General features: G+C 63.2%; 24 protein-coding genes. 9 read left to right on the top strand and 15 right to left on the bottom strand.

Features of this window, described 5'->3' with window-relative positions; all coding sequences use genetic code 11:
* Window positions 1-8 precede the first annotated feature (8 nt).
* Window positions 9-1,133 carry an acetylornithine deacetylase gene (gene argE / locus DPM35_RS04740; protein ID WP_112126120.1) on the bottom strand — a complete coding sequence of 375 codons (1,125 nt, stop codon included), beginning with the start codon at window positions 1,131-1,133 and terminating at the stop codon, window positions 9-11.
* Between the two features lie 240 nt (window positions 1,134-1,373).
* Between argE and DPM35_RS04735 the strand changes: the two genes are divergently transcribed.
* On the top strand, window positions 1,374-2,276 hold the full coding sequence (locus DPM35_RS04735; protein ID WP_112126119.1) for a GNAT family N-acetyltransferase: 903 nt from the start codon (window positions 1,374-1,376) through the stop codon (window positions 2,274-2,276).
* Between the two features lie 112 nt (window positions 2,277-2,388).
* Here the strand turns inward: DPM35_RS04735 and DPM35_RS04730 are convergent, their stop codons facing one another.
* From DPM35_RS04730 to DPM35_RS04715, 4 genes are all read right to left on the bottom strand, one after another.
* Window positions 2,389-2,991: a TetR/AcrR family transcriptional regulator gene (locus DPM35_RS04730; RefSeq protein ID WP_112126118.1), complete on the bottom strand. Its 603-nt coding sequence runs from the start codon at window positions 2,989-2,991 to the stop codon at window positions 2,389-2,391.
* Window positions 2,992-3,049: 58 nt separating this feature from the next.
* Complete coding sequence (locus DPM35_RS04725; RefSeq protein WP_245431441.1) at window positions 3,050-4,222, bottom strand: alpha/beta hydrolase; 1,173 nt, start codon at window positions 4,220-4,222, stop codon at window positions 3,050-3,052.
* Window positions 4,223-4,293: 71 nt separating this feature from the next.
* Complete coding sequence (locus tag DPM35_RS04720) at window positions 4,294-4,830, bottom strand: Pycsar system effector family protein (RefSeq protein ID WP_112126116.1); 537 nt, start codon at window positions 4,828-4,830, stop codon at window positions 4,294-4,296.
* 129 nt (window positions 4,831-4,959) lie between these two features.
* Entirely contained in the window at window positions 4,960-5,643 is a 684-nt protein-coding gene (locus DPM35_RS04715) for a TetR family transcriptional regulator (protein WP_112126115.1), read from the bottom strand.
* Between the two features lie 147 nt (window positions 5,644-5,790).
* Here DPM35_RS04715 and DPM35_RS04710 point away from each other — a divergent pair, with 147 nt between their 5' ends.
* Window positions 5,791-6,861 (top strand): efflux RND transporter periplasmic adaptor subunit, encoded by a 1,071-nt coding sequence (locus DPM35_RS04710; protein WP_112126251.1) that lies wholly within the window; start codon window positions 5,791-5,793, stop codon window positions 6,859-6,861.
* Window positions 6,858-9,950 carry an efflux RND transporter permease subunit gene (locus tag DPM35_RS04705; protein ID WP_112126114.1) on the top strand — a complete coding sequence of 1,031 codons (3,093 nt, stop codon included), beginning with the start codon at window positions 6,858-6,860 and terminating at the stop codon, window positions 9,948-9,950. Before DPM35_RS04710 ends, DPM35_RS04705 begins: the two co-directional genes overlap by 4 nt.
* 537 nt (window positions 9,951-10,487) lie before the next feature.
* Here the strand turns inward: DPM35_RS04705 and DPM35_RS04700 are convergent.
* From DPM35_RS04700 to DPM35_RS04680, 5 genes are read right to left on the bottom strand one after another with little or no spacing between them, the layout of a single operon-like run.
* Window positions 10,488-11,786 (bottom strand): NAD(P)/FAD-dependent oxidoreductase, encoded by a 1,299-nt coding sequence (locus DPM35_RS04700; protein ID WP_112126113.1) that lies wholly within the window; start codon window positions 11,784-11,786, stop codon window positions 10,488-10,490.
* Window positions 11,783-12,760, bottom strand: a complete 978-nt coding sequence (locus tag DPM35_RS04695) for a branched-chain amino acid ABC transporter permease (protein WP_181591916.1) — start codon at window positions 12,758-12,760, stop codon at window positions 11,783-11,785. Before DPM35_RS04695 ends, DPM35_RS04700 begins: the two co-directional genes overlap by 4 nt.
* Window positions 12,757-13,665, bottom strand: a complete 909-nt coding sequence (locus DPM35_RS04690; protein WP_112126112.1) for a branched-chain amino acid ABC transporter permease — start codon at window positions 13,663-13,665, stop codon at window positions 12,757-12,759. Before DPM35_RS04690 ends, DPM35_RS04695 begins: the two co-directional genes overlap by 4 nt.
* Window positions 13,662-14,429 (bottom strand): branched-chain amino acid ABC transporter ATP-binding protein, encoded by a 768-nt coding sequence (locus DPM35_RS04685; protein WP_112126111.1) that lies wholly within the window; start codon window positions 14,427-14,429, stop codon window positions 13,662-13,664. The genes DPM35_RS04690 and DPM35_RS04685 overlap by 4 nt, the downstream gene beginning before the upstream one ends.
* Window positions 14,426-15,226, bottom strand: coding sequence for an ABC transporter ATP-binding protein (locus tag DPM35_RS04680; protein WP_112126110.1), 801 nt, complete (start codon window positions 15,224-15,226; stop codon window positions 14,426-14,428). Before DPM35_RS04680 ends, DPM35_RS04685 begins: the two co-directional genes overlap by 4 nt.
* 140 nt (window positions 15,227-15,366) lie before the next feature.
* Here DPM35_RS04680 and DPM35_RS04675 point away from each other — a divergent pair, with 140 nt between their 5' ends.
* Genes DPM35_RS04675 through DPM35_RS04650 form a run of 6 tightly spaced genes read left to right on the top strand, consistent with a single transcriptional unit; the run spans window position 15,367 to window position 19,738 of the window.
* Window positions 15,367-16,095 carry a GntR family transcriptional regulator gene (locus DPM35_RS04675; RefSeq protein ID WP_112126109.1) on the top strand — a complete coding sequence of 243 codons (729 nt, stop codon included), beginning with the start codon at window positions 15,367-15,369 and terminating at the stop codon, window positions 16,093-16,095.
* 1 nt (window position 16,096) lies between these two features.
* Window positions 16,097-16,585 (top strand): DUF3830 family protein, encoded by a 489-nt coding sequence (locus DPM35_RS04670; RefSeq protein WP_112126108.1) that lies wholly within the window; start codon window positions 16,097-16,099, stop codon window positions 16,583-16,585.
* Between the two features lie 3 nt (window positions 16,586-16,588).
* A complete protein-coding gene (locus DPM35_RS04665; protein WP_112126107.1) occupies window positions 16,589-16,948 on the top strand; it encodes a TIGR04076 family protein in 360 nt (119 codons plus the stop codon).
* Entirely contained in the window at window positions 16,945-17,994 is a 1,050-nt protein-coding gene (locus DPM35_RS04660) for an aldo/keto reductase (protein WP_112126106.1), read from the top strand. Before DPM35_RS04665 ends, DPM35_RS04660 begins: the two co-directional genes overlap by 4 nt.
* A gap of 5 nt (window positions 17,995-17,999) precedes the next feature.
* The gene (locus tag DPM35_RS04655; RefSeq protein ID WP_112126105.1) at window positions 18,000-18,428 is read left to right on the top strand and encodes a hypothetical protein; all 429 of its coding nucleotides are present in this window, start codon (window positions 18,000-18,002) and stop codon (window positions 18,426-18,428) included.
* A gap of 50 nt (window positions 18,429-18,478) precedes the next feature.
* The gene (locus tag DPM35_RS04650) at window positions 18,479-19,738 is read left to right on the top strand and encodes an ABC transporter substrate-binding protein (RefSeq protein WP_112126104.1); all 1,260 of its coding nucleotides are present in this window, start codon (window positions 18,479-18,481) and stop codon (window positions 19,736-19,738) included.
* 276 nt (window positions 19,739-20,014) lie between these two features.
* On the opposite strand, the gene DPM35_RS04645 is transcribed toward DPM35_RS04650, so the two are convergent.
* The 5 genes from DPM35_RS04645 to DPM35_RS04625 all read right to left on the bottom strand — a co-directional run bounded on the left by DPM35_RS04645 (window position 20,015) and on the right by DPM35_RS04625 (window position 25,035).
* The gene (locus DPM35_RS04645; protein WP_112126103.1) at window positions 20,015-20,749 is read right to left on the bottom strand and encodes a ribonuclease activity regulator RraA; all 735 of its coding nucleotides are present in this window, start codon (window positions 20,747-20,749) and stop codon (window positions 20,015-20,017) included.
* Between the two features lie 24 nt (window positions 20,750-20,773).
* On the bottom strand, window positions 20,774-21,925 hold the full coding sequence (locus tag DPM35_RS04640; RefSeq protein ID WP_112126249.1) for a mandelate racemase/muconate lactonizing enzyme family protein: 1,152 nt from the start codon (window positions 21,923-21,925) through the stop codon (window positions 20,774-20,776).
* Between the two features lie 39 nt (window positions 21,926-21,964).
* Window positions 21,965-23,062, bottom strand: a complete 1,098-nt coding sequence (locus tag DPM35_RS04635) for an ABC transporter ATP-binding protein (RefSeq protein ID WP_112126102.1) — start codon at window positions 23,060-23,062, stop codon at window positions 21,965-21,967.
* Window positions 23,063-23,188: 126 nt separating this feature from the next.
* Window positions 23,189-24,079 carry a carbohydrate ABC transporter permease gene (locus DPM35_RS04630; protein ID WP_112126101.1) on the bottom strand — a complete coding sequence of 297 codons (891 nt, stop codon included), beginning with the start codon at window positions 24,077-24,079 and terminating at the stop codon, window positions 23,189-23,191.
* Window positions 24,076-25,035, bottom strand: coding sequence for a carbohydrate ABC transporter permease (locus DPM35_RS04625; RefSeq protein ID WP_112126100.1), 960 nt, complete (start codon window positions 25,033-25,035; stop codon window positions 24,076-24,078). Before DPM35_RS04625 ends, DPM35_RS04630 begins: the two co-directional genes overlap by 4 nt.
* Window positions 25,036-25,074: the final 39 nt, after the last annotated feature.

Below are 25,074 nucleotides of genomic sequence, written 5' to 3'. Positions count from 1 at the left end.
TTGCTCCTTCAGGCAGCGCAATGCGCGCCGAGCGCCTCAATCATCTGCTGGCAGGCGACGAGTTCGTTGGCCAGGATGTACTCGTCCGGCTTGTGAGCGCGTGCGATGTCGCCCGGGCCGCAGATGATCGCATCCAGCCCGGCCGCCTGGTAGAGCCCAGCCTCGGTGCCATAGCTGACGGCGGCAAGCGGCGCTTGGCCGGTCAGCTCTTGCAGCAGCGCCGCCAGCCGCGCGTTCCGCGGCAGCGACAGCGCCGGATAGGCGCTGAGCGGCGTCCACTCGAGGCGAAAACCATCGGTCGCGTGGGTCTCCGCCCTGGCCCTGACCGGCGCGAGCAGGCTGGCCGGGTCGACGCCGGGGATGGCGCGCGCTTCCAGGTCCAGTGTGCAGATGTCGGGGATGATGTTGACCGACTGTCCGCCCTTGATCACGCCCGCCTGAAGCGAGGAGTAGGGCGGTTCGAAGGCCGCGTCGAACGGGCCGTGCGTCAGCCGCTCGGCTTCGCTCACGACGGCGCCGAGCGTTTCGGCCATACCATGTATGGCGTTGCGCCCGAGATCGGGGCGGGAAGAATGGCCGGGGCGCCCATGGATGGTGATGCGGGCCGCTGCCTTGCCCTTGTGGCCGCGCACGGCGCGCATGCCGCTCGGTTCGCCGACGATGACCCCGAGGGGCTTGGCGCAAAGTTCGGGGAGCCGGGCAATCAGATGCGGCACGCCGCGGCATCCGATTTCCTCATCATAGGAGAAAGCGACATGGATCGGCCTGGCGAGGCGCAGTTTTGCCAATACAGGCAAAGCCGCGAGTGCTGCCGCAAGAAATCCTTTCATGTCGGTGGTGCCACGCCCGTAGAGCCGCTCACCCTCCCGGCGCAAGGTGAACGGGTCCGAGCTCCATTGCGGCTCGCTGGCGGGGACGACATCCATATGGCCGGACAGGACATAGCCCGGGACGCCGGCGGGACCGATCGTGGCAAAGAGATTGAAGCGGTCGCCTTCCGGCCCCGGGAGCAGCGCGATCTGCGCTGCGTGTTTCGCGAGATGGGCCTCGATCCAGCCGGCGATGTCGGCATTCGGCTTGCCGGCGATGGAGGGGAAGGCGACAAGCCGGTCGAGGATGTCAAGAACGTCCATTCAGCTCCTCAAGGGATTTCGGTTCGCCGGAACGCTGCCGTCCTGCGCAGGCTTGCAAGATTTCCGAGAGAGGATGCGCGCACGCTTTCGCGATTGCGTGCCGAAAGCGGAAGTGTTTCAGTCGAATCTAGCGTTGGCGTGCGGCTTTCGAGCAAATCCTACGGGTCCGCTCGGTTAGCGTTGGCAGGCAGAGGACCGCTGATCGGGTGGCGACTTCTCTTGCGACAATCTTCAGGGGGGATGGAATTGAAGCCGTCCGGAAGCTTGAAAATCGACACTTTCTCGATGCGCGTCGGCGACATCGAAGACGTCGAGCTCGAGCGGCTGCATGCGCTGTCCCTGTCCGTGGGATGGCCACACCGAGCCGAGGACTGGCAGTTCCTGCGCGGCTCGGGTCAAGGGTTCGTGGCGCTCGATGAGATCGGCCGGGTTCTGGGTTCGGCCATGTGGTTCGGGCATGGCGCTGGCTTCGCGACCGTCGGCATGGTCATCACCTCGCCGCGCCTGCAGACGCTCGGCGCCGGGCAATGGCTGATGAAGCGAGTCTTCGAGAAGGTCGGCGGGCGCGATCTGCGCCTCAATGCGACGCGCGCGGCAAGGCGGCTCTATCTCTCGCTCGACTTCCAGCCGGAAAAGACCGTTTATCAATGCCAGGGAATCGCCCGCGCCGAAGCGGCGGGCAGGCCGGCGGAGACGCGGGGCGAGCTTCGGGTTTTGACCGACAGGGATATGGCGGCTGCGATCGCGCTCGACGCGGTGGCATTCGGCGTCAAGCGGACCGCGCTCTTTGAAAAGCTGTTCGCGCATTCGGTCGGTTATGGTCTTTTTAGGGGCGGCAGGTTACGCGCTTTCGCGCTCTGCCGGCCGTTCGGGCGCGGCCATGTCCTGGGACCGCTTGTGGCTGAAAACGACACCGATGCGGTAGCAGTTGCGCGCCCGCATGTGGCGCAGCATTCAGGCAGCTTCCTCAGGGTGGACACGCATATGGAGAGCGGTGAGTTTGCCGCCTTGCTGTCGCATAGCGGGATGCCGGTCTACGACACGGTGCTGACCATGTCGCTGGGCAAACGCCTCGCCGATTTTGCCGCCAGCGGCCCCGCTATGCCGAAGACCTATGCTCTGGCAAGCCAAACTCTCGGGTAGGCTGTAGTGCGACTTTGGATCGGTTCTAACCTCGCGGAACTCCAGGAGCGCAGAGGTCAGTGCATTGCGCGCGCTGCCCTAAGCCTACTTCGGATAACAGGCGCCTACGCAACTAACGTAACCCATCAATCGCGAAGGAGACAAGTTTGTGAGCTGAGATCTCGCAATGGTTCGAAGGCGTTGAACCGACAATCCTGGGATCCCACAAGACAAGAAGAGAGGCGCAAAAGCAGCAGGAGGCCGCGCGCACATCTGTCGGTTGGAACTCCTTGGTGCCAATGCCAACACGAATAAGCTCTCCCACGAGGCCGTGAAGCCGATTTCGAAACTGTCTGAAGGACGACCAGTTGCTGCTCGCGCTAAGGACAATCAGGTCGAACATTTTGGGGTCGCCGTGAATGGCCTGCAGGAGCAAGCGATGGTGGCCGAGCATCGTTTGTTTCAACTGGTCTGCTGCGCCCACCGGGTCGCCTGCAGGGGACGGCGCGAAGCGGAGGTCACTTTCGAAAAAATCGGCTGCGATTGCGTCCCATATGTCCGCCTTCGAGGGGAACGTTCGGTATAGGCTTGCGGGAGATTTTCCGAGCAGCCGAGCGATGTCGGAGACTGTCGTTTTCGACGGCCCATACAGGCGACACGCTGCCGTGCCAGCTTGAATGATCTGCAACCTCTCATCAGCTGAAGGATCATTCCTGGCGGTGCTGGGAAGGGCCATTGTTTCACTCTCAACGGTAAGCTCGGATCACCAATTCGCCTGTAGCCACGCTCGACAGTCAGTAGGATATCCGCCCATCCACAATCTGACCCCGATCTGAGGAAAGCTCCCGCTTCAAGATTTCTCGAGCCTTGGGGCTGATGACCGCAGCTGGGGCAGCAACGGCCACCCGCGCCGCCGAACCGGCAATACCGACGGCCGCCACCCCGATCTTATCGGCGTACGACGCCTCTTCTCCGGCCAGGCTTTGTCCTGCAAGCCGGCGCCCAAGAAGGCGCACAATACCGGGTGTGTCGGCGAACGCGGTGTGACCGAGCGGATCGCTGGGTGTGATGTCGCTGGTGTCGATAACCGAAACGCCAAGCTCTTCGAGTACGGGAACATAGGGCCTGAGATCGGTTCCACCGACGCGGCTAATTCCCCCCGAAAGCAGTCGAGAGACTTGCAGGGCCTTGTCATTGGTCGACGTGAAGATCGTGAAATGCGGGCGGGTGGCGCCCATCTCGATGAACTGACGCCGAAACACGTCGATGTCGATATCCGGCGACGCGAAAACCACGTTTCTGACTTTGGCCGGAATGGTCTGGTCGCGCATGGCGATATCGCGCAGTGCCTCCGCCGTCAGCCATGCACCCATTGAGTGGGCCAGGATCGTCACGTCTGCTACGTCGGGACTCTTTGTTGCCTGGAGGATTAGATCTTCCAAGGCGCGACGCGAGTAAATAGTGCTTTCCTTGTCATAGAGATAGTCGAATGGATCCCCACGCGACGGCCACGTGAAGAGAATCGGCGCCGCGTCTGTCCCGGTATCGTGAACGATCTGGGCGAAGCGGAAGACGGCGTCGGCGTACGTGTTGTTGAAGCCGTGGACGAAGATGAGCACCTGCCGCTTGCCTTTGCGATTCTTGCGGGCCCACTTAAGGACTGCGCGTTGCGATCCGATTTTCCCTACGCTGAGTACGGCAAACTCCTTTTCAGGATCGGGTTTAAGGAGCAGAGGCCACTGGACCTTTCCGACCGTGCGGTTCCGATCCGGAGGAATGGAGACGACTATATTGTTGAGCGAGATCGCCGTTCCGCGATCGCCACTATAGAGCTGACCGCGATCGTCAGATGGCTTGCGCGTCGTCGCGACCAGCATGTCGACACGGCCAGCGTCACTGGCGGCAAAGGGGAGGGGTTGAAAGACGTTTTCAGGTCGAGCGGCGCAGCTTATCAGTAGGCACAGCATCGTGGGGAGAAGCAGGACTCGCCACCAGCGCAGACGGAACCTCGGCCTTGGCCAGGAGTGACGTTCTCTTCTCATCGGACGACCGCCAGACTTCGTAGAAATTGATCGGCTGCCAACACGATGAACGAAACCACGGTCATCATCAGAGCGCGCCGGAAGCGCGTCTGCTTGATGATCCTGACGCGAGAGACCTTGAGCAGTTCGGCGGAAAGAACCGAGGTCCAATCGGCGGTTAGCGCCTCCCGGACGAAGTCCCCGAGATTGGCGAATGTGCTGGGGTCGACATAATAAACGCGCTGCTCGGAGCCACAGAACTTCTTCGCAACAAGATCCTTTTCCGCGCGTGTCCGGCTCGGGTGGATGACCTGCCCGAACTGCAGGATCGGCATGATCAGCACGCCCCAGACGGCTGCGAAGAAAAGTGGCCCGAGCGGCGCGTGGGTCGGTAGCAGATCGCCGAAATGGAGCACCAGATTGAGCGCTAGAATGTAACCAACGCCGACGATTTGCGCCTTTGTGTCGTAGGCACGTACCGTCGTCTGCGCTTCCTGCAGAGCGGCGAGCAGCATCTTGTCGGTATAGTCGCGCGTGGTGCCTCGTGCGGCCATCGTGGAATCCAGGTGAAGAATGAGGGACGATCGAGCGTTGCTCTCAGCTCGCTTTTTTAAAGCCATTCCGCTGGCCGCCGGCCAGAAGGTGTTGGTCGGCGTAGCTCCGGCTCGGCTCGCGCCACTGCTTCACTTGTCATAGCTCTGCTCCGAGGTGGTGTGCTTCTGGTCCACCGTTGTTTGCGTTTTTGGCGCGCGGATTGCCTCGAGAAACCCGGCCACCATCGGCATTGTGTTTTCAGTCAACTCAGACTGTCCGGGAGCGCGAAGCCAATCGAGAACCGATCCGTTGACCAAAAGCAGGAGCGCGCGCGCGGCCAATTCTGGTGAGAGGGCGGGGGCGAGCCGACCGCGCGCAGCGGCCAGTCCGATAACGGACCCAAACAACTTCTGGAGCGCCAGGTCCGCTTCGCGCTGACGCGTAACTACCGGCAGCATGTCCTCGGAATATTCGCAACGCAGCCAGAGTATCGTCAGGATCCGGGGGCGTTCCGGATGGGTTTCGAATGCTTGCAGCCCCTCCCGGATCGCGTCTGTGAGCTCGCGCAACGGATCAAGATCATTATGGGTGGCGAGGCGAGCCTTGAGGCGATCGCCAAACTCCTCGTTCGGCATGTTGGCCCGCCGCTCCAGCGCCGTGAAGATCTCCTGCTTGTCGCGGAAATGCCAGTAAACCGCCCCGCGCGTTACGCCGGCGGCGCTGGCTATCTGTTCCAGGGTGGCGCGGGTCACGCCGCGCTCGAGGAAGACCTCAATCGCCGCGGCCAAGACGGCCTCGCGTGTCTGTTCGGCCTCTGCCTTGGTGCGCCTCATAAAAAGAGTCCTTCCGCTGCGTCAATTTTTACATACATTCATGATTTCCCTATTTACATACATACGCGAATGTATATAAGCAAGCCCAAATTATCCAGCCTGCGACGAAATTTCATCGGGCTGGGCACAACCAAGAGGGTTCTGTTCATGAAATCCGCATCCACACTTGCCTGCCTGGGATTAACCGTTTTTGTGTGCGCTGGTGCATCCGCGCCGCCACCCCCTGACATCCGCCCCGTGCGAACCGTAGTCGCCTCCGCCAGCGCGGAGGGAGAGCCTGTTTCGCTGACGGGCCATGTCCACGCGCGAACCGAGGAGAACCTTGCCTTCCGCATTGACGGACGGATGATTAGCCGCAAAGCCAATGTTGGGCAGATCGTCCAACAGGGCGACGTGATCGCCGAAATCGATCCGCAGCCCCAGCAGGATGGCCTACATGCCGCGCAGGCGCAGAACGAAGCAGCGCTAGCAGTCGTCCACGAAGCCGCCAACACCCTGCAGCGCCAACGCACCCTGCTCGGGCAGGGCTGGACCACCCGGGCCCAGTTTGATGCCGCAGAAAGGGCATATCTGAGTGCGAAAGCCGAGGTGGATTCCACGGCGGCGGTGTTGCACACGGCCCAGGACCAGTTCAGCTATACCAAATTGGTCGCCGACTCGTCCGGCGCCGTGATCGCCACAGGGGCGGAGGCCGGGGAGGTTGTCAGGACAGGTCAGACAATTGTCACGGTCGCGCACGGTGACGGTGCCGACGCGGTATTCGACGTCCCGGCCAGCCTCATGCGCCAGGTGGCACCTGACTCGCCGATCGACGTCGCGCTGACCGACGATCCGTCGGTGCGTGCCGTTGGCCAGGTCCGGGAGGTGGCTCCACAGGCCGATCCCGTCACCCGCAGCTATCGGGTTAAAGTTGGGCTAAGCGCCTGGCCGAAGGCGATGCGCCTTGGGGCAACAGTGACCGGTCAGACGCACATGCAGGTGGCGAGCGGCATAGAGCTGCCGGCAACCGCCCTGACGACGGCGGGGGATCGGCCCGCGGTATGGGTCGTCGACGGCAAGACTCAGCAAGTTTCCCTTCGCACCGTCGACCTGCTGCGACAGGATTCTTCCCATATCGTGGTATCTCGAGGCGTCGAAACCGGCGAAATCGTAGTAACCGCCGGCGTGCATGCGCTGCGACCCGGCCAGAACGTCCGGCTGCTGGGAGCTTCCCAATGAGCCGCTTCAATCTCTCCGCTTGGGCCTTAGCGCATCGTTCTGTCATCTACTATCTGATGCTCGCTGTCATTGTCCTGGGCCTTGGCGCGTACCTGCAATTGGGTCGCAACGAGGATCCCACCTTCACCATCAAGACGATGGTGGTGCAGGCACGCTGGCCAGGCGCCACGCTCGACGAGACGCTGAACCAAGTAACCGAACGCCTGGAACGCAAGCTTCAGGAAACGCCTCATCTCGACTACCTGAAGAGCTACACCAAGGCGGGCGAGTCCACCGTCTTCGTATACCTGAAGGGTTCGACGCCTCCGAGGGTGGTGGCCGATACCTGGTACCAGGTGCGCAAGAAGGTTGAAGACATCAGGCTGACCTTGCCGCAGGGCGTGATCGGCCCGGTAGCCGATGATGAGTTCGGCGATACCTATGGCATCATCTATGGGTTCACCGCCGACGGGTACTCCAACCGCGAATTGCGGGATTACGTGGAAAGCGTCCGTTCGCGGCTCTTGCAGGTGCCCGATGTCGCCAAGGTGAACTTGATCGGAGCCCAGCCTGAGCGCATCTACATCGAGTTCTCGCCCCAAAAGCTCGCGGGCTACGGCCTTACCGCGGAGGCTTTGACAACAGCGCTGCAGGCTCAAAACGTCGTGGTTCCCTCGGGTGAGATCGTCACCGATCAGGAGGGCATCAAACTGCAGGTAAGCGGCGCGCTAAAATCCGAGAAGGATATCCTCGCGGTCAACTTCGCCGTGGGCGATCGCATCATTCGCCTTGCCGACATCGCTCAAGTGCGCCGCGAGGATGCCAACCCGCCAGATCCGATCTTTCGCATCAACGGCAAGCCTGGCCTGGGGCTCGGGATCTCTATGCGCGACGGCGGCGACGTCCTGGCGCTCGGTCGCAACGTCGAAGAAACGATAAAGGAACTTAGGAAGGACTTGCCTGTCGGAATCGAGCCCACGATGATCGCCAACCAGCCGGAGACAGTTAGTCACGCAATCGGCGACTTCATGGAAGCGCTCTGGGAAGCGATCGCCATCGTCCTCGTCGTGAGCGTTTTGAGCCTCGGCTTCCGCGCCGGCTCCGTTGTCGCGATCTCGATTCCGCTGGTTCTTGCGATCGTATTCGCGGCAATGCTGGCCTTGGGCATCGACCTTCAGCGTATCTCGCTTGGCGCCCTCATCATCGCTCTCGGCCTTTTGGTCGACGACGCCATGATCACCATCGAGACCATGGTGAGCCGTCTCGAACGTGGCGACGACAAGCCGACCGCGGCCATCTTCGCCTACGCTTCGACGGCCATGCCGAGGCTTGCCGGGACGCTCGTCACCGTCGCTGGCTTTGTGCCAGTCGGTTTTGCGCGCAGCGACGCAGGCGAATACACGTTCTCGCTCTTTGCAGTGGTGGCGCTGTCTCTACTCGCTTCCTGGGTAGTGTCGGGCCTTTTCGCCCCCGTGGTCGGGGTTGCGCTCCTTGGCAAACCTAAGCACTCCCATAGCGAAGCGCTAAGCGCCCCCATGCGCCTGTTCAAGCATGCTCTGCTGGCTGCAATGCGCGCCAAGTGGATCACCATCCTGGTGACGGCGGGTCTCTTCGCTGCAGCCCTGGCCGGAGCCCGTCTCATCCCGCAGCAGTTCTTTCCGTCCTCCGATCGGCCTGAGTTGTTGGTGGATTTGAAGCTGCAAGACAACGCGTCGATTCTCGCGACGAACGAGGTCGTGCAACAGTTCGACGAGATCGTGGCCGCCGATCCTGACGTCGAGCATTTCTCGACCTATGTCGGTCAGGGCGCCATTCGGTTTTATTTGCCGCTCGACGTAGCCCTGCCGAATCCGTTCTTCGCGCAGTCGGTCATTGTCACCAAAGGGCTTAAGGAACGCGAGCAGGTTCGCGCGCGTCTCGAGAAGGCTTTGGCGACGCGGTTCCCGCAGGTCGTCGCGCGTGTCAATCCGCTGGAACTCGGTCCGCCTGTCGGCTGGCCGGTGAAATACCGAGTGGACGGACCGGACCCGGCCCAAGTTCGCTCCATTGCTCTGCAGGTTGCCGATGCCCTAGGCAAGACAGCTGGGCTCCGCAACGTCAACTTCGACTGGGTCGAGCCATCACGGGTTATGCGTGTCCGCGTCGACCAGGACCAGGCGAGACAGTTGGGCCTTAGCTCCGCCGTGGTGGCGACCGCGCTCAATGCCATTGTCTCCGGCACGACGATGACGCAGGTTCGCGACGATATTTACCTGGTCGACGTGGTCGCGCGCGCCGAGCAGACACAGCGGACCTCTCTTGAATCGCTTCGCTCATTGCAGATACCGCTGCCGGGCGGGCGCGTGGTCCCACTACGGCAGATCGCAACCTTTGACTATTCCCAGGAATATCCAATCGTCTGGCGGCGCGATCGCGTTCCGACCCTGACCGTACAGGCAGACGTGGTGACAGGTGTGCTGCCTGCAACGGCCGTCAAGGCGTTTGAGCCTCAACTCGGCAAACTCGTGGCGGCGCTGCCGAGCGGCTATCACATCTCGACTGGCGGCTCGGTGGAGGAGAGTGGCAAGGCCCAAGCTTCGGTTATGGCGGTGCTGCCCGCGATGGGCTTTCTTGTGCTGACGATCTTGATGTTCCAACTGCAGAGCTTCCAGCGTATGTTCCTGGTCTTGAGTGTCGCTCCGCTTGGTATTATCGGCGTTGTGGCGGCCCTGCTGCTTGCACAAGCTCCGATGGGCTTCGTCGCGATCTTGGGTGTGCTGGCGCTGACTGGCATGATCGCGCGCAATTCGGTCATTCTGATCGATCAGATCGAGACCGAAAGGAAGACGGGCGCACACCCATGGGACGCAGTCGTCACAGCCGCGATCCACCGGACACGTCCCATCCTGCTCACGGCAGCCGCCGCGACACTCGGCATGGTGCCAATCGCGCCGACCGTCTTCTGGGGGCCCATGGCCTTCGCCATCATCGGCGGCCTCGCCGTCGCGACGGTTCTCACTCTGATCTTCTTGCCCGCTCTCTATGTCGCGTGGTTCCGGATCAGTGAACCGGGTGAGGCTGAATCCTGCACGGAGCCCGCGCACACAGGAATCCTTGCGTTGCAGGCGTGATCGAGAGGCGGGCCGCGGATCGGCCGTGGCTCGCCTCACCGGGCTTCAGGGGTAGCTTGCCGGGAGTTACAGGCCGAACGCCTTTATATGGCAGCCCCAGCCCGCTCCAGTGAATCCGCGCGACGGTTCGGTTTTGTGGCAAAATCCTCGCTGAATAAATGAGGTTCTACATGATTTGCATTACATGCAGCCGCGTTTTTAATAACCGCCCGGTGCGATACTACTTCTGCTCGCCGATGTGCTGGGAGAACGCCAAGGCAAACACCGCTTGGAGAATCCTCGCGCAAGGTTGGGACCCGTCCTGGCCGCCCGTAAAGCTCACCACTACCGCTTACTTTCCTAAGCCATTGGAATCGCGCCGGAGTGCTAGCACTCTACGCGATATGAGTGCCCGTCTCGCGCCGCATGAACCTCAGGCAGAGTGCGGCCGGTGAATTCTGGGGAGACCCGAGCAGTTACCGGTCATTCCTCGGCTGCAACCGTCGGTAACGCGCAGTAAGGGCGGCTTTTCAACCAAATAGCCCGAAAGAAACTGTGCTAACCGCTCCGATCAAGCCGGTCGCGCAACATGCTCCAAGGCAGCAGCATGTTGGGCGCGTAGCGCAGCAGGCCGTGAAAGGGGATCGGCGCCGGCGGCGCGAATGGCAGCGGCAGGTCGCGCCCTTCCGTCCCTGCGGCCCAGTCGGCCAGCACCTTGCCCATGGCCGTGGTCATGGCGATGCCGCGTCCATTGCAGGCACGGGCCGCCATCAGACCTGGGCCGAGGTCGATCAGATGCGGCAGGAAATCCGGTTCGACGGCGGCGATCCCTGACCAGCTATGCTCAAGCGGCGGCAGGTCAGGCAATTCCAGGCGCTTCGCCAACCGCCGCCAGATTGTCCGCGGCACGCGTCTCTCGGCGCCCGCGCTTACCACATGCATGCCGCCGCTGATCAGCCGGTTCTGGGCATCGAAGCGGAAGGTGAGAAGATTGCGTCTGGTGTCGGAGAAACCCTGGCCTCCAGGCAGCAGGCGCCGGCGCGCGTGCGACGGCAGCGGCGCCGTCGCGATCTGGAAAACCTTCAGCGGAAAATAGGTGCGCTGCAGTGTCGGGTTGAGCGCTCCGCCATAGGCGTTGGTGGCGATCAGCGCCTTGCCGGCTCGCAACGAACCCGACGGCGTCGTCAATGTCCAGCCGTCGGACGAACGGTCGATCGATGTGACACGCGTGTGCTCGAAAATCCGCGCGCCGGCGGTTGCGGCCGCATCGGCCAGTCCGCGCGCGAATTCGACTGGATTGAGCACGCCGCCCGAGCGATCCATCCAGCCGCCGGCATAGCCTCGCGCGCCGGTCAGAGCCTCGGTCTGCTGGCTGTCGAGCATCACCGCCGGCCTGCCGCGCTCCGCCCATTGCCTGGCGCGGGATCGGATTTTTTCGAGAGCAGCCGGTGAGTGCGCCGCTTGTATCCAGCCGTTCTGGACGGCGTCGCAGGCGATGCTGTGCCGCTCGATCAGCTTGAACACGAGGTCGGCGCTGCCCGCGGCGACTCCGATCAGCCGCTCGCCGCGCTCCGCGCCGAGATGCGCCACGATGGCGTCCGGATCCATCTTGGCGAAATTTGGCACGACGAAGCCCGCGTTGCGGCCTGTGGCGCCCCAGGCGATGATTTCTGCTTCGAGCACAGCCACCGAAAGGCCTTTGCTGGCGGCATGCAGCGCGGTCGACAGGCCGGCAAAGCCGCCGCCTACGACGGCAAGATCGACATCGAGGCTATCTTCCAGCGTTGGTCGGAGGCGATGGTCGCGGCTGACCGCATGCCAAAGGGAAAGAGCTTCTTGCCGCGCCATTGCGTTCAGGATCCGCTTTCGCTGGCTGTGACCTTCGTCCGCTTGCCGAAAAGCGCCCGCCGTGGTCGCTCACCGAATATGCCGTTCGGCCGAGCCAGCAGGATAACGCACAGCATAACGCCGATGGCGACGATCTGCAGAGATGCGGCTCGCGCCTGCTGTTCCGGCGCGAAAAGCACGCTGGTGAGCGCGCCCGAGCCCGCCCATATCGCCCAGACCAGTACACTGCCCGCAATGGCGCCGGCGTTGCTCCCGGAGCCGCCGACGATCAGCATCACCCAAACCTGGAAGGTGAGGATCGACAGGTAATTGTCGGGAGCGATGAAGCCGATGAAATGCGCCTGCAGCGCGCCGGCAAGCGCCATGATCGCGCCGCCGACGGCGAAGGCCTGGACACGATAGAAACGCGCGCTCTTGCCGAGCGAAATCGCGGCGCGCTCATCTTCGCGCAACGCTTTCAGGACCCGACCCCACGGACTGCGCGTCAGACGTTCGAGCGCCAGAAACGCGGCGAGCGTCACCGCCGAGACGATGGCCAAGTTCGACAGGTTGAAGAGCAGCGGCGTTTCGGCGAGGCCGCCGAAGGGTCGCGGGATGAAGCCGATGCCGAACGGGCCGCCCGTGAGTTTCTGCGCGTTGAGCGCGACCAGTTGCACGACGACGGCGACACCGAAGGTAGTGATTGCCAGATAGTCCGATCTGAGCCGCAGCGTGGCGATGCCGGTTAGCGCCGCGGCAACCCCGCCAACAAACATCGCCCCCAGCCAGCCGATGACGATCGGCAGGCCGAGGCCGCCCAGCCGGGCGGGGTCGTCAGGCGTGGTGAGCAGCGCCGAAGTGTAGGCTCCGATGGCAACGAAGCCGGCGAGGCCGACATTGAAAAGACCGGTCAGCCCCCATTGCAGGTTGAGGCCCAGCGTGATCAGCGAGAAGATCAATGCCGTCGTCAGGAAAAAGGCGCCGTAGCCCACCAGATCGATCATCTTTCACGCACCCCGAAGAGCCCGATAGGGCGCACGATCAGCACTGCCATCAGGATGATGAAGGAGACCGCGGCGCGCCATTCAGCGCCGATCAGCTGGACGGCACCGGCCTCGGCGAGGCCGATGATCAGGCCACCCAGCACCGCGCCCGGAATGCTGCCGATGCCACCCAGTATGGCGGCGGCGAACATCGGCAACAGCATGTCGAAACCCATCAGTGGACGGATCTGAACCAACACGCCGATCATCACGCCGGCGACGCAGGCCAGTGCCGCGCCGATGACCCAGGTGACGCGCACCACGCTGGCGACGTCGATGCCGGCGATGCGGGCAAGGGCCGGGTTCTGGCTCATCGCCTGCATGGAGCGGCCGGTCTGGGTGCGTGTCGTCAGAAGGTGCACGCCCAGCACCAGCGCTGCGGTCAGAATGAGGAGCGCGATCTGATCGGGCGTGATGCGGATGCCGAAGCCGACCGGCATCGCGATCTGGATGGCGCGGCTGAAATAGGTCGGGCGCGAGGTGAAGATGAATTCGAGCAGGCTTCTGAGCGCCATCGAGGCGCCAAAACTTCCCATTACCGCGATGATCGCCTGCTCCTGCTTGCGCAGCCGCGAAAACAGCACCTTGTCGAGCAGCAGCGCGAGCAAGGCCGTAAACGCCGCGCCGACAATCAGCGCGACGATGAGCGGCCAGCCGAAAGACAAAGGCGCGATCGGCGCCACCTTGCCGAACATGGCGGCAATGGCGCCGACCACGGCCAAGGTCGCATAGGTGCCCCAGGCCATGAAATCGCCATGGGCGAAGTTCGAGAAGCGCAGGATGGAATAGGTCAGCGTCACGCCGATGGCGCCAAGTCCGATCATCGAGCCGGTGAGCAGCCCGTCGACGACGAATTGCAGGTTCATGCCGCGCCTCCGGTCTCGGTGTGCCTTGCGCTGTCCTTACGCAGCGGCCGCTGGCCAAGATAGAGCTCTGCGATGACTGGATCGTCCCATAGCGTCGAGGCGGCCCCCTCGTGCCGCTCCTTGCCCTCGACCAGCACGTAGGCGCGGTCGCCGATGGCAAGCGCTGCCTTGGCGTTCTGCTCGACCAGCAGGATGGTGACGCCGGACTTGCGGATGTCCGAAAGCATCTCGAACACCATCGACACGAATTTCGGCGACAGTCCGGCCGAGGGCTCGTCAAGCACCAGCACCTTCGGATGGACGATCAGCGCCCGCGCCACCGCGAGCATCTGACGCTGCCCGCCCGAGAGGTTGCCAGCCGGGGTCCGCCGCTGACGCAGAAGGTCGGGAAAGGCCGCGTACATTTCTTCGATGCGGGCAGGCGCCTGGCGCCGTTCAAGGATGCCGCAGGCAACCTTCAGATTGTCCTCCACCGACATCCGGGGAAAGACGTTTTCGGTCTGTGGCACGAAGGCAAGGCCGAGGCGGACCATGGTGTGGGCGGGCGCCGCGGTGATGTCCTTGCCATCGAGCAGAACCTTGCCCCGGCTGATCGGCACAAGGCCGGCGATGGCCTTGATCAGGCTCGATTTGCCGGCGCCATTCGGCCCGAGCACGACGACGATCTCGCCCTTGTTGACGGTGATCGAGGCGCCGCGCACGATCGGCACGCCAGGCTCGTAGCCGGCTTCGAGATCGCTGACGTCCAGCACGGTTTCGTTCATGCCGCGCCCCCGAGATAGGCCTCGATGACACGCGGGTCCCGCGCCACCTCGTCGGCGGTGCCCTCGCACAGCAACTCGCCGCTCGCCATCACCAGCACGCGGTGGCAAAGCCGCGTCACCATGTCGATGTTGTGCTCGATCAGCAGGAAGGTGATGCCGCTCTCGTTGATGTCACGGATGCGGTCGATGATGACCTCGAGCAGCGTGGCGTTCACGCCGGCCGCCGGCTCGTCGAGCAGAATGATCGCCGGATCGGCCATCATCACACGGGCGAGCTCGAGCAGCTTGCGCTGGCCACCGGAAAGCACTCGCGCCGGCTCGTGCGCCAGGCGGTTCAGCGAGACGAGCTCCAGCAGCTCGGCGGCTTTCTTCGCGGCGGCTTTCTCTTCGGCGGCTACCCGCCACGGCGTGAGGAAATTAGCAAGCAGCCGCTCGCCGGTCTGCCCTTGCGCGGCAAGCATGACGTTCTCGATCAGCGTCAGATTGGGGAGCGGCCGTGGGATCTGGAACGTGCGCCCGAGGCCGCGTCCGATGCGGCGGTGCGCGGCCTCGCCGGAAACGGGCACGCCGCCCAGATAGATTTCGCCGCTGGATGGCAGAATGCTGCCGGCCAGAAGGTCGAACATTGTCGTCTTTCCCGCGCCGTTCGGTCCGATCAGGCCCAGAATCTCGCCAGCGCGGACATCGAACGAGACATTGTTCACGGCAACGAGCCCGCCGAAGCGCCTGACGACGTTTTTTGCCGCCAGCACCGGCTGCTGGGTGTCAGCCCCATGCCGTTTCACCGTGTCTCCCATCAGTCCCTCGGGCCGGAAGCGTTTGTCGTTTCCTGATTTTGATATGTGATCACACTTGCTTTGATCACGCTAATCAGCTTTAATTTTCTCCGCAAGCCGAAAACAGGCGGGTCGGCCAAAAAGGCTGGAGTCGGGAGCGCATGCACAGGGCAGCCGTGGAGCGGACCAATGACGTTTTCGCCGCGCAGCTTGCGCCGGTCGGCCGCGAGACTGTGCAGGACCGCGTCTATTCGGAGCTGCGTCGCGCTCTGATCGGTGGCCTGTTCGAGCCAAGCCAGGTGCTGACCATTCGCGGCCTTGCCGACGCGCTGGTCACCTCGACCATGCCCGTGCGTGAGGCGCTCGGACGGCTGATCACGGAAAAAGCGCTCGAGGCGCTGCCCAACCGCTCGGTGCGCGTGCCGCCGATCACGCTGGAGCGGATCGACGACCTGCTGCGCGCACGCATCCTGATCGAGGGGGAGGCGATCTCGCTCGCTGCAACGCGCATGGGGCCGCGTGGCATTGCGATCGTCGAGGCCCTGCTGCGCGAATGGGACGAGGTCCGGGCGCTGAAGCACAAGAAGGATATCGACCGCGAGGTTACGCTCAACCAGAGCTTCCACTTCGAAATCTATCGTGCCTGCGGGTCTGCCGTGTTGATACCGATGATAGAGAGCCTCTGGCTGCAATCCGGCCCATGCATCCGCGTCGCCATCTACGCCTTTTCCGAAGCCGGCGAGGTGGACACCGCGCATTACCATCGCAGCATCGTCGCGGCGCTTGCGGCGCAGGACGCACAGGCCGCGCGCGAGGCATTGGTGGCCGACATCAGCCGGCCCTTTGCCTTTCTTCGCGACAAGCTGCAATCCAAGGCTCGAATGGAGTGAGATGACAAAACGCGCCATAAAAATCACCGAGCCGCGTTCAGGATTGTCGGCGACGGCGGTGCTGTTGCCGGAAAAGGCGCCGGGCAATGCTGCTTTTCTCTGGAGCTATCTGGGGGAGCCGCGCGTGGTCTCCGGCATCCACGCGATGTGGACCGGTCCTGAAATCTCCTGTCCCGTGCCGTCGTCGCATCTGGAAGGCGAGACCTATGCCCAGCCGTTGCCGGCCGAGAATGCGACGCTGACACCCCAGCCCGGCGACATCGTGCTCTCCTACGTGCCGCCACGCATGTGGGGCGGCAATCCGAATGCGATCTTCGACATCGGCCTGTTCTACGGGCAGGGCGCGCGGCTCTTGTTTCCGATCGGGTGGCTCGCTGGAAGCGTCGTCGCGCAGGTGCTGCCGGAGCAGCGGGAACAGTTCGCCGCCGCCTGCGGGGTCATTCGCCGCAATGGTGCCTGCGACGTCGCCTTCACGCGAGCGGAGATCTGAAAAATGGCCGGGCGCGACGACAGTTTCGAGCTCTTCGATCTTCGCGTCGAGGCGGTCATCCCCGAGGGCAAGCCGATCTATTGCGGCGCCAAGGCCGGCGACTATTTCGAACTGAAGGGCGAGATGCTGTCGCTGCCGCCGGGGCAGGGTTTTTCGATCTATTCCATTGCCGCCGTGCTGCCGCTGCTGGCGGCCAAGCAGCGGCCGACCCACGCCAATGACTGGATGACGTCCGACGCCGAGATCGCCTGTCCAGATCCCAACTGCGCCAGCCGGCTCAGGATCGTCAGGGTGGCCAAGCGGCGGTTCAGCCATGCCGAAACGACGGCGGTGCCGCTGCCGGGGAAAGGTGAAGAGAAATGACGACCGTCGAACTCAGCCCCGGCTACACCATCTCGCGCGTCATCCGCGGCGGCTGGCAGCTCGCCGGCGGGCACGGCGCGATCGATCGGCAACAAGCGGTGAGCGATTTGATCGCGACCTTCGACGCCGGCATCTTCACCTACGACTGCGCCGACATCTACACCGGCGTCGAGGAACTGATCGGCGCCGCGCGTCTGCTGCTTGGCAACGAACGCGGCCTCGATGCCGCCGCCAGGATGAAGGTGCACACCAAGCTGGTGCCCGACCTTGAGCGGCTGGCCGGCATCAGCCGCGACTATATCAGGGGCATCATCGACCAGTCGCTGCGCAGGCTGAAGACCGAGCGCATCGACCTCGTGCAATTCCACTGGTGGGACTATGCGCAGCCTCGCTATGTCGAGGCGATGGGTTGGCTCGACGAGCTCCGCCGCGAGGGTAAGGTTCGCCATCTCGGCACCACTAATTTCGACACGCAGCGGCTCGCCGAAATCCTGGCGGCGGGCATTCCGCTGGTCAGTCAGCAACTGCAATATTCCGTGCTCGACCAGCGCCCTGCCCAAGGCCTTGCCTCGCTGGCGAAGAAACATGGCATGCATTTCCTATGCTACGGTTCGGTTGCCGGAGGTTTCCTCAGCGATCGATGGCTTGGCGCTGCCGAGCCGGCGACGCCGCTCGAAAACCGCTCGCTGGTCAAATACAAGCTGATCATCGACGATTTCGGCGGGTGGGACCTGTTCCAGCAATTGCTGCAGGCATTGAAGACGGTCGGCGATCGCCACGGCGTCGACATCGCCACCATCGCCAGCGCCTGGGTGCTGGAACAGCCGCAGGTCGCGGCCGTCATCGTCGGCGCCCGCAACCAGTCGCACGCGCTTGCCAATGCGGCAATCATGGACGTCCAACTGAGCCCTGACGACAAGGCGGCTATTGGCGCCGTGATCGCGCAAAGCCCCGGTCTCGAAGGCGACGTCTACACGCTTGAGCGTGACCGCCATGGCCGCCACGGCTCAATCATGCACTACAATCTGAATGCGGGCCGGGTGTGAACGCCATGAGTCAGGAGGCCTCGCTGTTTTCCCGCGCCAGCACCGAGATCGTCGATCTGCACCGCTTCTTCGTCGACTGGTTTGTCGCCACGCGCGCCGACGCGGTCGACTTCGGTCGCTTCGAAGCCGCCATGGGGGAAGGCTTGACCATGATCGCGCCGAGCGGGGCGGTGCTTGGTCGCGATGCGGTCGTCGACCATGTCAGGCAAAGCCGCGCCACCTGCGACGACGGCTTTGCCATCGCGATCGAGGACATCAGGCCCGGCTGGCAAACCGACGACACCATCGTCGTCCTCTATGTCGAGGCGCAACTGCGTGGTGGCAAGCTCAGCCGCCGCCAGTCGAGCGCCGTCTTCACCACCAGTTCATCGGCGCCCAACGGGGTCGAATGGCGGCATCTGCATGAGACCTGGCTGCAGGTGCCGGAACGCTGAAACAGGCTCAAGAGATCAAACCAAAGTCGAGTAGATCAAGGGGAACAACAATGAGAAACGCGATCCTGAAATTCACCACCGCGCTCGCTCTCGTAACGCTGGCCGGCGCAGCGCATGCCGCCGATTGCAAGATCACGGTCGGTCTCGTCATGGAGTTGACCGGCCCGGCCGGCGAATACGGGCAGGCGGGTGCCAAGTCGGTCGAGATGGCCTTCCGCGACATCAATGCCGCGGGCGGCGTGCGCGGTTGCGATCTCGCGACCGACACGCGCGACAGCCAGAGCCAGGGCAATGTCGCAGTCGACGCCGCGACCCAGCTCGTCCAGGTCAAGAAGGTGCCGGTGATCATCGGCGGCATCATCTCTTCGGTGTCGATCCCGATCCTCACCTCGGTCACCGCGCCGGCCAAGATCGTCCAGGTGTCGCCCGCGTCCTCTTCGCCGACGCTGACCGCGCTCGGCCGCGACGGCAAGACCAACGGCATTTTCTTCCGCACCATCACCTCGGACGCGCTGCAGGGCGTGGCCGCCGCCAAATACGCCATCGACAAGGGCTTCAAGAAGCTGTCGATCATCCACGTCAACAACGACTTCGGCGTCAACATGGTGGCCGAGTTCTCGCGCGCCTACAAAGCCCTCGGCGGCACCATCGTCTCCGACACGCCCTACAATGAGAAGCAGTCGAGCTATGCCTCGGAAGTGACGGCGGCGATGGCCGGCGAGCCGGACGGACTCTATCTCGTCAGCACGCCCGTCGACGGCGCCACTGTCGCCCGCACCTGGATCTCGCAAGGCGGCGTGCAGAAGTTCCTGCTCAATGACGGCATGAACAGTCCCGACTTCATTGAATCCGTCGGAGCCGATTATCTCAAGGATGCCTATGGCACGTCCTCCGGCACCAGCCCGACCGCGTCGACCGACTATTTCAACAAGAACTACAAGGAATTCTCAGGCATCGAGCCGTCGAACCCGGCCGCCGATCGTTCCTATGACGCCGGGGCCATCGTCGGGCTTGCCATCGCCATCGCCGGTTCGGACGACCCGGCCAAGATCAAGGACGCCATGTACAAGGCGGTCGACCCGGCAGGCACGCCGATCTATGCCGGCAAGGAGGAATTCGCCAAGGCGCTCGGCCTGATCAAGGACGGGAAGCCGATCCGCTACGAAGGCGTGATCGGCCCGGTCTCTTTCGACAAATTCGGCGATATCACCGGTCCGTTCCGGCTCTGGAAGATCGTCGACGGCAAGGTGACGACCGACGGCGAGATGACGACAGACGACGTCAACGCGCTGCAGGCGAAGCTGCAGTAACGCGGAAATACTCGCCCGGCGGCGATCCTCTAAAGCATATCTCCCGAAAGTGGGAACCGGTTTCGGGATAAAGACATGCGTAAAATCAAGACCTAAAGCGCATGGAGCGAATCCGAAGGATCGCGACGCGCTTTAGGCTTGGATTGCCGCCGACCCAACAGGCAATGACTGCGCGCCGCGTTGTGCCGAGCGGCGCTATCTCGTTCCGTCTGGACTGGCTTGAAGCTGCATCGCTCCAAGTCGTGATGGTTGTCTTCCTTCGTTGGCTTGGCTCCGCTAGCGCCTCGTTTTGCGCCACGCCTCATACTCTCCGCGAGCATCGTCGTGCAGCGGATAGTAGCGCTGCAAGGGCGCGCCCTGCATGAGCTTCTCTCGGGAAAACTCTTCCCAATCGTGGTGTTTCTGGGCCTCCTCGATCACCATGGGCGCCATCGAGACGGGAACCACCACAGCCCCGTCATCGTCGGCGACGATGATATCGCCGGGGATCACCGTGACGCCGCCGCAGGCGATCGGCACGTTGACGGCATTGGGATAGATGCTGGTCTGCACATGATAGTTGGGCGTCCAGCCGCGCAGCCATAGCGGCAGGTCGAGCTTCTCGACATTGGGCCGGTCGCGCATGCATCCGTCGATGACGATGCCCGCGCCGCCGCGGCCCTTGAAATACGTCGACATCATATCGCCGAAGACGCCCGACCTCATGTCGCCGCGCGCGTCGACCACGACCACGTCGCCCTCCTGCGCATGGTAGAGCACATGCCGGTGCAGCTGCGTTTCCGGATCGGCATATTCGCCTTCGTTGAAGAGGTCCGGCCGCTGCGGCAGGAACTGCAGCGTCAGCGCCGGTCCGACGATCGACTTGCCATGGTTCTGCGCCACCGGGCCGACCATGTGCGGACTGCGAAAACCCATATGGCCGAGCGTGCCGGCAACCGTCGCGGCGCCGATCTCCTTCAGTGCTTCGATCAGGTCCTTGGGCGGCCGGGTGATGTCGGTTGTATGCGTCATTGTCGAACTCCGGGTGAGATGGAATTACCAGTTGGTGACGGAACCGTCGCGGCGCTTGAGATGCGGCGCTTCCCAGAAGCGAAAGCTCTGTGCCTCGATCGCCGCCTCGTTGACCTCGACGCCGAGCCCCGGCAGATCGCCGACCGGGTAATGGGTGCCGTCCAGCCGCGGTTGCACAGGAAAGAAGTCTGAATTGTCGAAGCCCAGCTTCTTCTCGGGCACCCTGGTTTCGAGCCAGGCGAAGTTCGGCACCGCGGCGCCCAGATGGATGGTTGCGGCCGTGCACACCGGGCCAAGCGGATTGTGCGGCATCAGGTCGACATAATGCGCCTCGCTCCAGCCGGCGACCTTCATCGCCTCGGTGAGTCCGCCGACATTGCAGACATCGAGCCGGTTGAACTGGTGGATGCCGCGCTCGATGTAAGGCAGGAACTGCCACTTGCTGGCAAACTCCTCGCCGATGGCGAAGGGGATGTCGGTCATCCTGCGTAGGGATTCGTAGGCCTCCGGCGCCTCGTCACGGATCGGCTCCTCGAGGAAATCAAGCACGCCGCGGCCAAGCTTGTTGCAGAAGCTCGCCGCTTCGGCCACCGACAGCCGGTGATGATAGTCGATGCCGAGCACGACATCGTCGCCCAGCACCTCGCGTGCCCTGCTCAGCATGGTGGCGGTAGGACCGATCGACTCGCGCGGCTCGAAAATGTCTTTGCTGCTCTGCCCGGCGGGGAAGAAGCGGATTGCCTGCCATCCTTCCGCGCGCAACTCGCGCGCCCGCTCGATGGCGGCATCGCCCTCGGCTTCGTCCCCGGTCGAGGCGAAGGTCGGGATGCGGTCGCGCTGCTTGCCGCCGAGCAGCTCGTAGACAGGCACCCCCAGCGCCTTGCCCTTGATGTCGTGGAGGGCGATGTCGATGGCGGAGATCGCCGCCTGCAGAACCCGCCCGCCTTCGAAATACTGGCTGCGGTAGAGTTCCTGCCAGATGCGGCCGATCTGCGTGGCGTCGCGGCCGATGAGAAATTCGCGATAGTGCTCGACCGCCCCGGCCACGGCCTTCTCGCGACCGCTCAGGCCGCTCTCGCCCCAGCCGCAGATGCCCTGGTCGGTCTCGACCTTGACGAGCATCTGGTTACGGGTCCCGACCCACACCGGATAGGGCTTGATCGCGGTGATCTTCATCGTCGTCGTCGTCCCCTCATGTCCCATGCGTTCGCTGTCTCAACTGGCTTCGAGGGCCATTTCCGTCTCGCTGTCGAACAGGTGCATGCGCTCCTGGTCGAACTCGAGCCAGATCTGTTCGTCGGGTGCGACGGCGACGTTGGGGGAGACGCTGATGTTGACGATGGCGCCGGAGAGGAACGCCTGCACGAAGGTGACGTCTCCGGTCGGCTCCACCGTATAGGCCTTGGCCGGAATAGCGCCGGCAACGGCGCTCTTGTGCAGCTTGATCGTCGAATGCCTGGCGCCGAGCACGACCTTCCTGGTGGTTGCTCGCGCGACTTTCTGGGCGTTGCGTGGCGACAGCGCGAGGCTCCAGCCTTCCGCGCTCGTCAGAACGGCGCCCCCGTTTGCCGTCGATGCCTCCAGCGGAATGAGGCTCATCGCCGGGCTGCCGACGAAGCTCGCGACGAACATGTTGGCGGGATGAGCGAAAACCTGCGCCGGTGAATCATATTGCTGCAGGTAACCGCCATTCATCACCGCCATCCTGTCAGCCATGGTCACGGCCTCGAGCTGGTCGTGCGTCACATAGATGATCGTCGCCTTGAGGTCCTGGTGGAACCGCTTGATCTCCGACCGCATCTGCACGCGCAGCTTGGCGTCAAGATTGGAGAGCGGCTCGTCCATCAGGAACACCGCCGGATCGCGAACGAGGGCGCGGCCGAGCGCCACGCGCTGCTGTTGCCCGCCGGAAAGCTCGCGCGGCTTGCGCTCGAGCAGCTGCGTCATGTCGAGGACGCGCGCTGCTTCCCTGACCTTCCTGTCGATCTCGTCCTTGGGCAGCTTGCGCATCTGCAGCGGGAAGGCGAGGTTCATATAGACGGACTTCTGCGGATAGAGCGCGTAGTTCTGGAACACCATGGCGATGTCCCGGTCCTTGGGGTCGAGGTCGTTGACCACCCGGTCGCCGATGAAGATGTCGCCCGATGTGACCGAGGTCAGGCCCGCGACGAGGTTGAGCGTGGTCGTCTTGCCGCAGCCTGAGGGGCCGACCAGCGCAACGAACTCGCCGTCATTGACCGTCAGCGAAACCTCGTTGACGGCTTTGAAGCTACCATAGGTCTTGACGAGATCTTTGAGGACCACATGGGCCATGCAGGCAGCTCCCTAGAGCATGATGCCGAAAAGCGTGAAGCGGTTTTCGGGTGGCATCATGCTCTATCTCTTTGATTTAGAGCCGGATTCAGATTTCAGGTCGTTTCGACCAGAAATCATCCGGCTCTAGTGCTTGACCGCGCCTTCCGTGAGGGCGCGTACGAAGTATCGTTGCAGGAGGAGGAACAGCACCACGACGGGCACGCTCATCATGAAGCTGGCCGCCATCAGGCCAGGGAAGTCCGTCGTGTTCTCCGAGAAGAAGCGCTGGATGCCGACCGGCAGCGTCAGCTGTTCGTTCTTGGAGAGGAAGGTGTAGGCGTAGATGTATTCGTTCCACGCGCCGATGAACGAATATATCGCCGTGGCGATGATGCCCGGCGCCGAGAGCGGCATCACGATCAGGACAAAGGCCTGGAACCGCGTCGCGCCGTCGATGCGCGCCGCCTGCTCGAGCTGCACCGGGATGTTGTCGTAAAACCCCTTCAACAGCCAGATCGCCAGCGGCAGGCCGAAGGTGAGGTAGGTCAGCACAAGCGAGCCATGCGTGTTCACCAGTCCGATCGCGCGCATCAGGATGAAGAGCGGCACGAGGAAGATCACCGCCGGGAACATGTTGCGCAGCAGGACGGCGAAGAACAGGAAGTTCCGGCCCGGGAAGGTGAAGCGCGAGAATGCGTAGGCCGCGGGGACCGCCACGATCACCGACAGGATGGTGGTGGCGGTGGAGACGATGAGACTGTTCCAGAAGAAGCGCAGGAAATCCTGGCCGACGCTGTTCTGCGGATCGAGCAGCTTCTGGTAGCTGGCGAGTGTGGGTTGGTCGGGCCACCACTGCGGCGGAAACTGCATCGCCGCGAAGCCTGACTTGATCGAGGTGAGCAGCATCCAGATCATCGGCAGCGCCGTGTAGAGCAGCATGAACACCAGGAAGGCGCGCCCGCCCCACCGCCATCCATCGATGCGCACGCGGCGGGCCGAACGGCCCCGTGGGATTGTCTCGGAAACCGTGCTCATGCGCCGCCGTCCTTCCGCTCGTTGCCGCTCAGCGCGCGGACGTAGAAGTAACCGAGCGTCATCAGGATGATGAACAGAAGCACCGAATAGGCCGATGCCACGCCCCAGCGCTGGCGGCCGAAGGCGAGCTCATAGATGTGGGTGATCCAGATGTGCGAAGCATTGGACGGCCCGCCGCCGGTCATGATCCAGGGAATGATGAAGGAGTTGAAGTTGGCGACCGCGAGCAGCAGGATCGTCACCGTCGAGACATTGCGCAAATGCGGGAAGGTGACGTGCCAGAAGCGTTGCCAGGCGTTGGCGCCGTCGACTTTCGCTGCGCGCAGCAACTGCTCGGGAACGGTCTGCAGGCCGGCCGTCATCATGATCATGGCGAATGGGAACTCGCGCCAGATGTTGACGACGATCAGCGAGGGCAGCACCGTTGAGACGCTGTCGATGAAGTTCGGCGGTCGGCTGGCCCATCCGAGCTCGACCAGCACCGCTCCGATGATGCCGAAATCCGAATGGTAGATCCACTTCCAGATATAGGAGGCGGCGACGGCGCTGATGACCCAGGGAATGATCAGGATGGCGCGCAGGACGCCGCGACCGATGAAGTCGCGATGCAGCGCCAGCGCGGCGGCAAATCCCAGGGCGAACGAAAAGAAAGTGGATGCGACTGTCCAGATCAATGTGTTGAAGGTGACCTGCCAGAACACCCCGCTGGTCAGGATGGCGCCGTAATTGTTGAAACCGACGAAGATCTTATCGCGGAGCTGCAGGCCGGGCGGCGTGTTGAAGAAGGACAGCTCGATCGTGTAGTAGATCGGATAGGCGATGACGATGAGCATCACGGCAATCGCCGGAAGCACATAGGCATAGTCGGCGCGATGCTCCCACATCTTGCGGAGCACATCGGACCTGGCGGATTGCAATGTTCGGCGAGCCTCGGCCTTGCCGCTCACGATCGTCACTTTGGCGTGCCCTTGTTTTCGGAACGAACCGGCTGCGTT

It is taken from the genome of Mesorhizobium atlanticum, assembly GCF_003289965.1.
Lineage (GTDB): Bacteria > Pseudomonadota > Alphaproteobacteria > Rhizobiales > Rhizobiaceae > Mesorhizobium > Mesorhizobium atlanticum.
The sequence above is the reverse complement of the archived record's forward strand: the minus strand, read 5'-3'. Positions and strand labels throughout refer to the sequence as shown.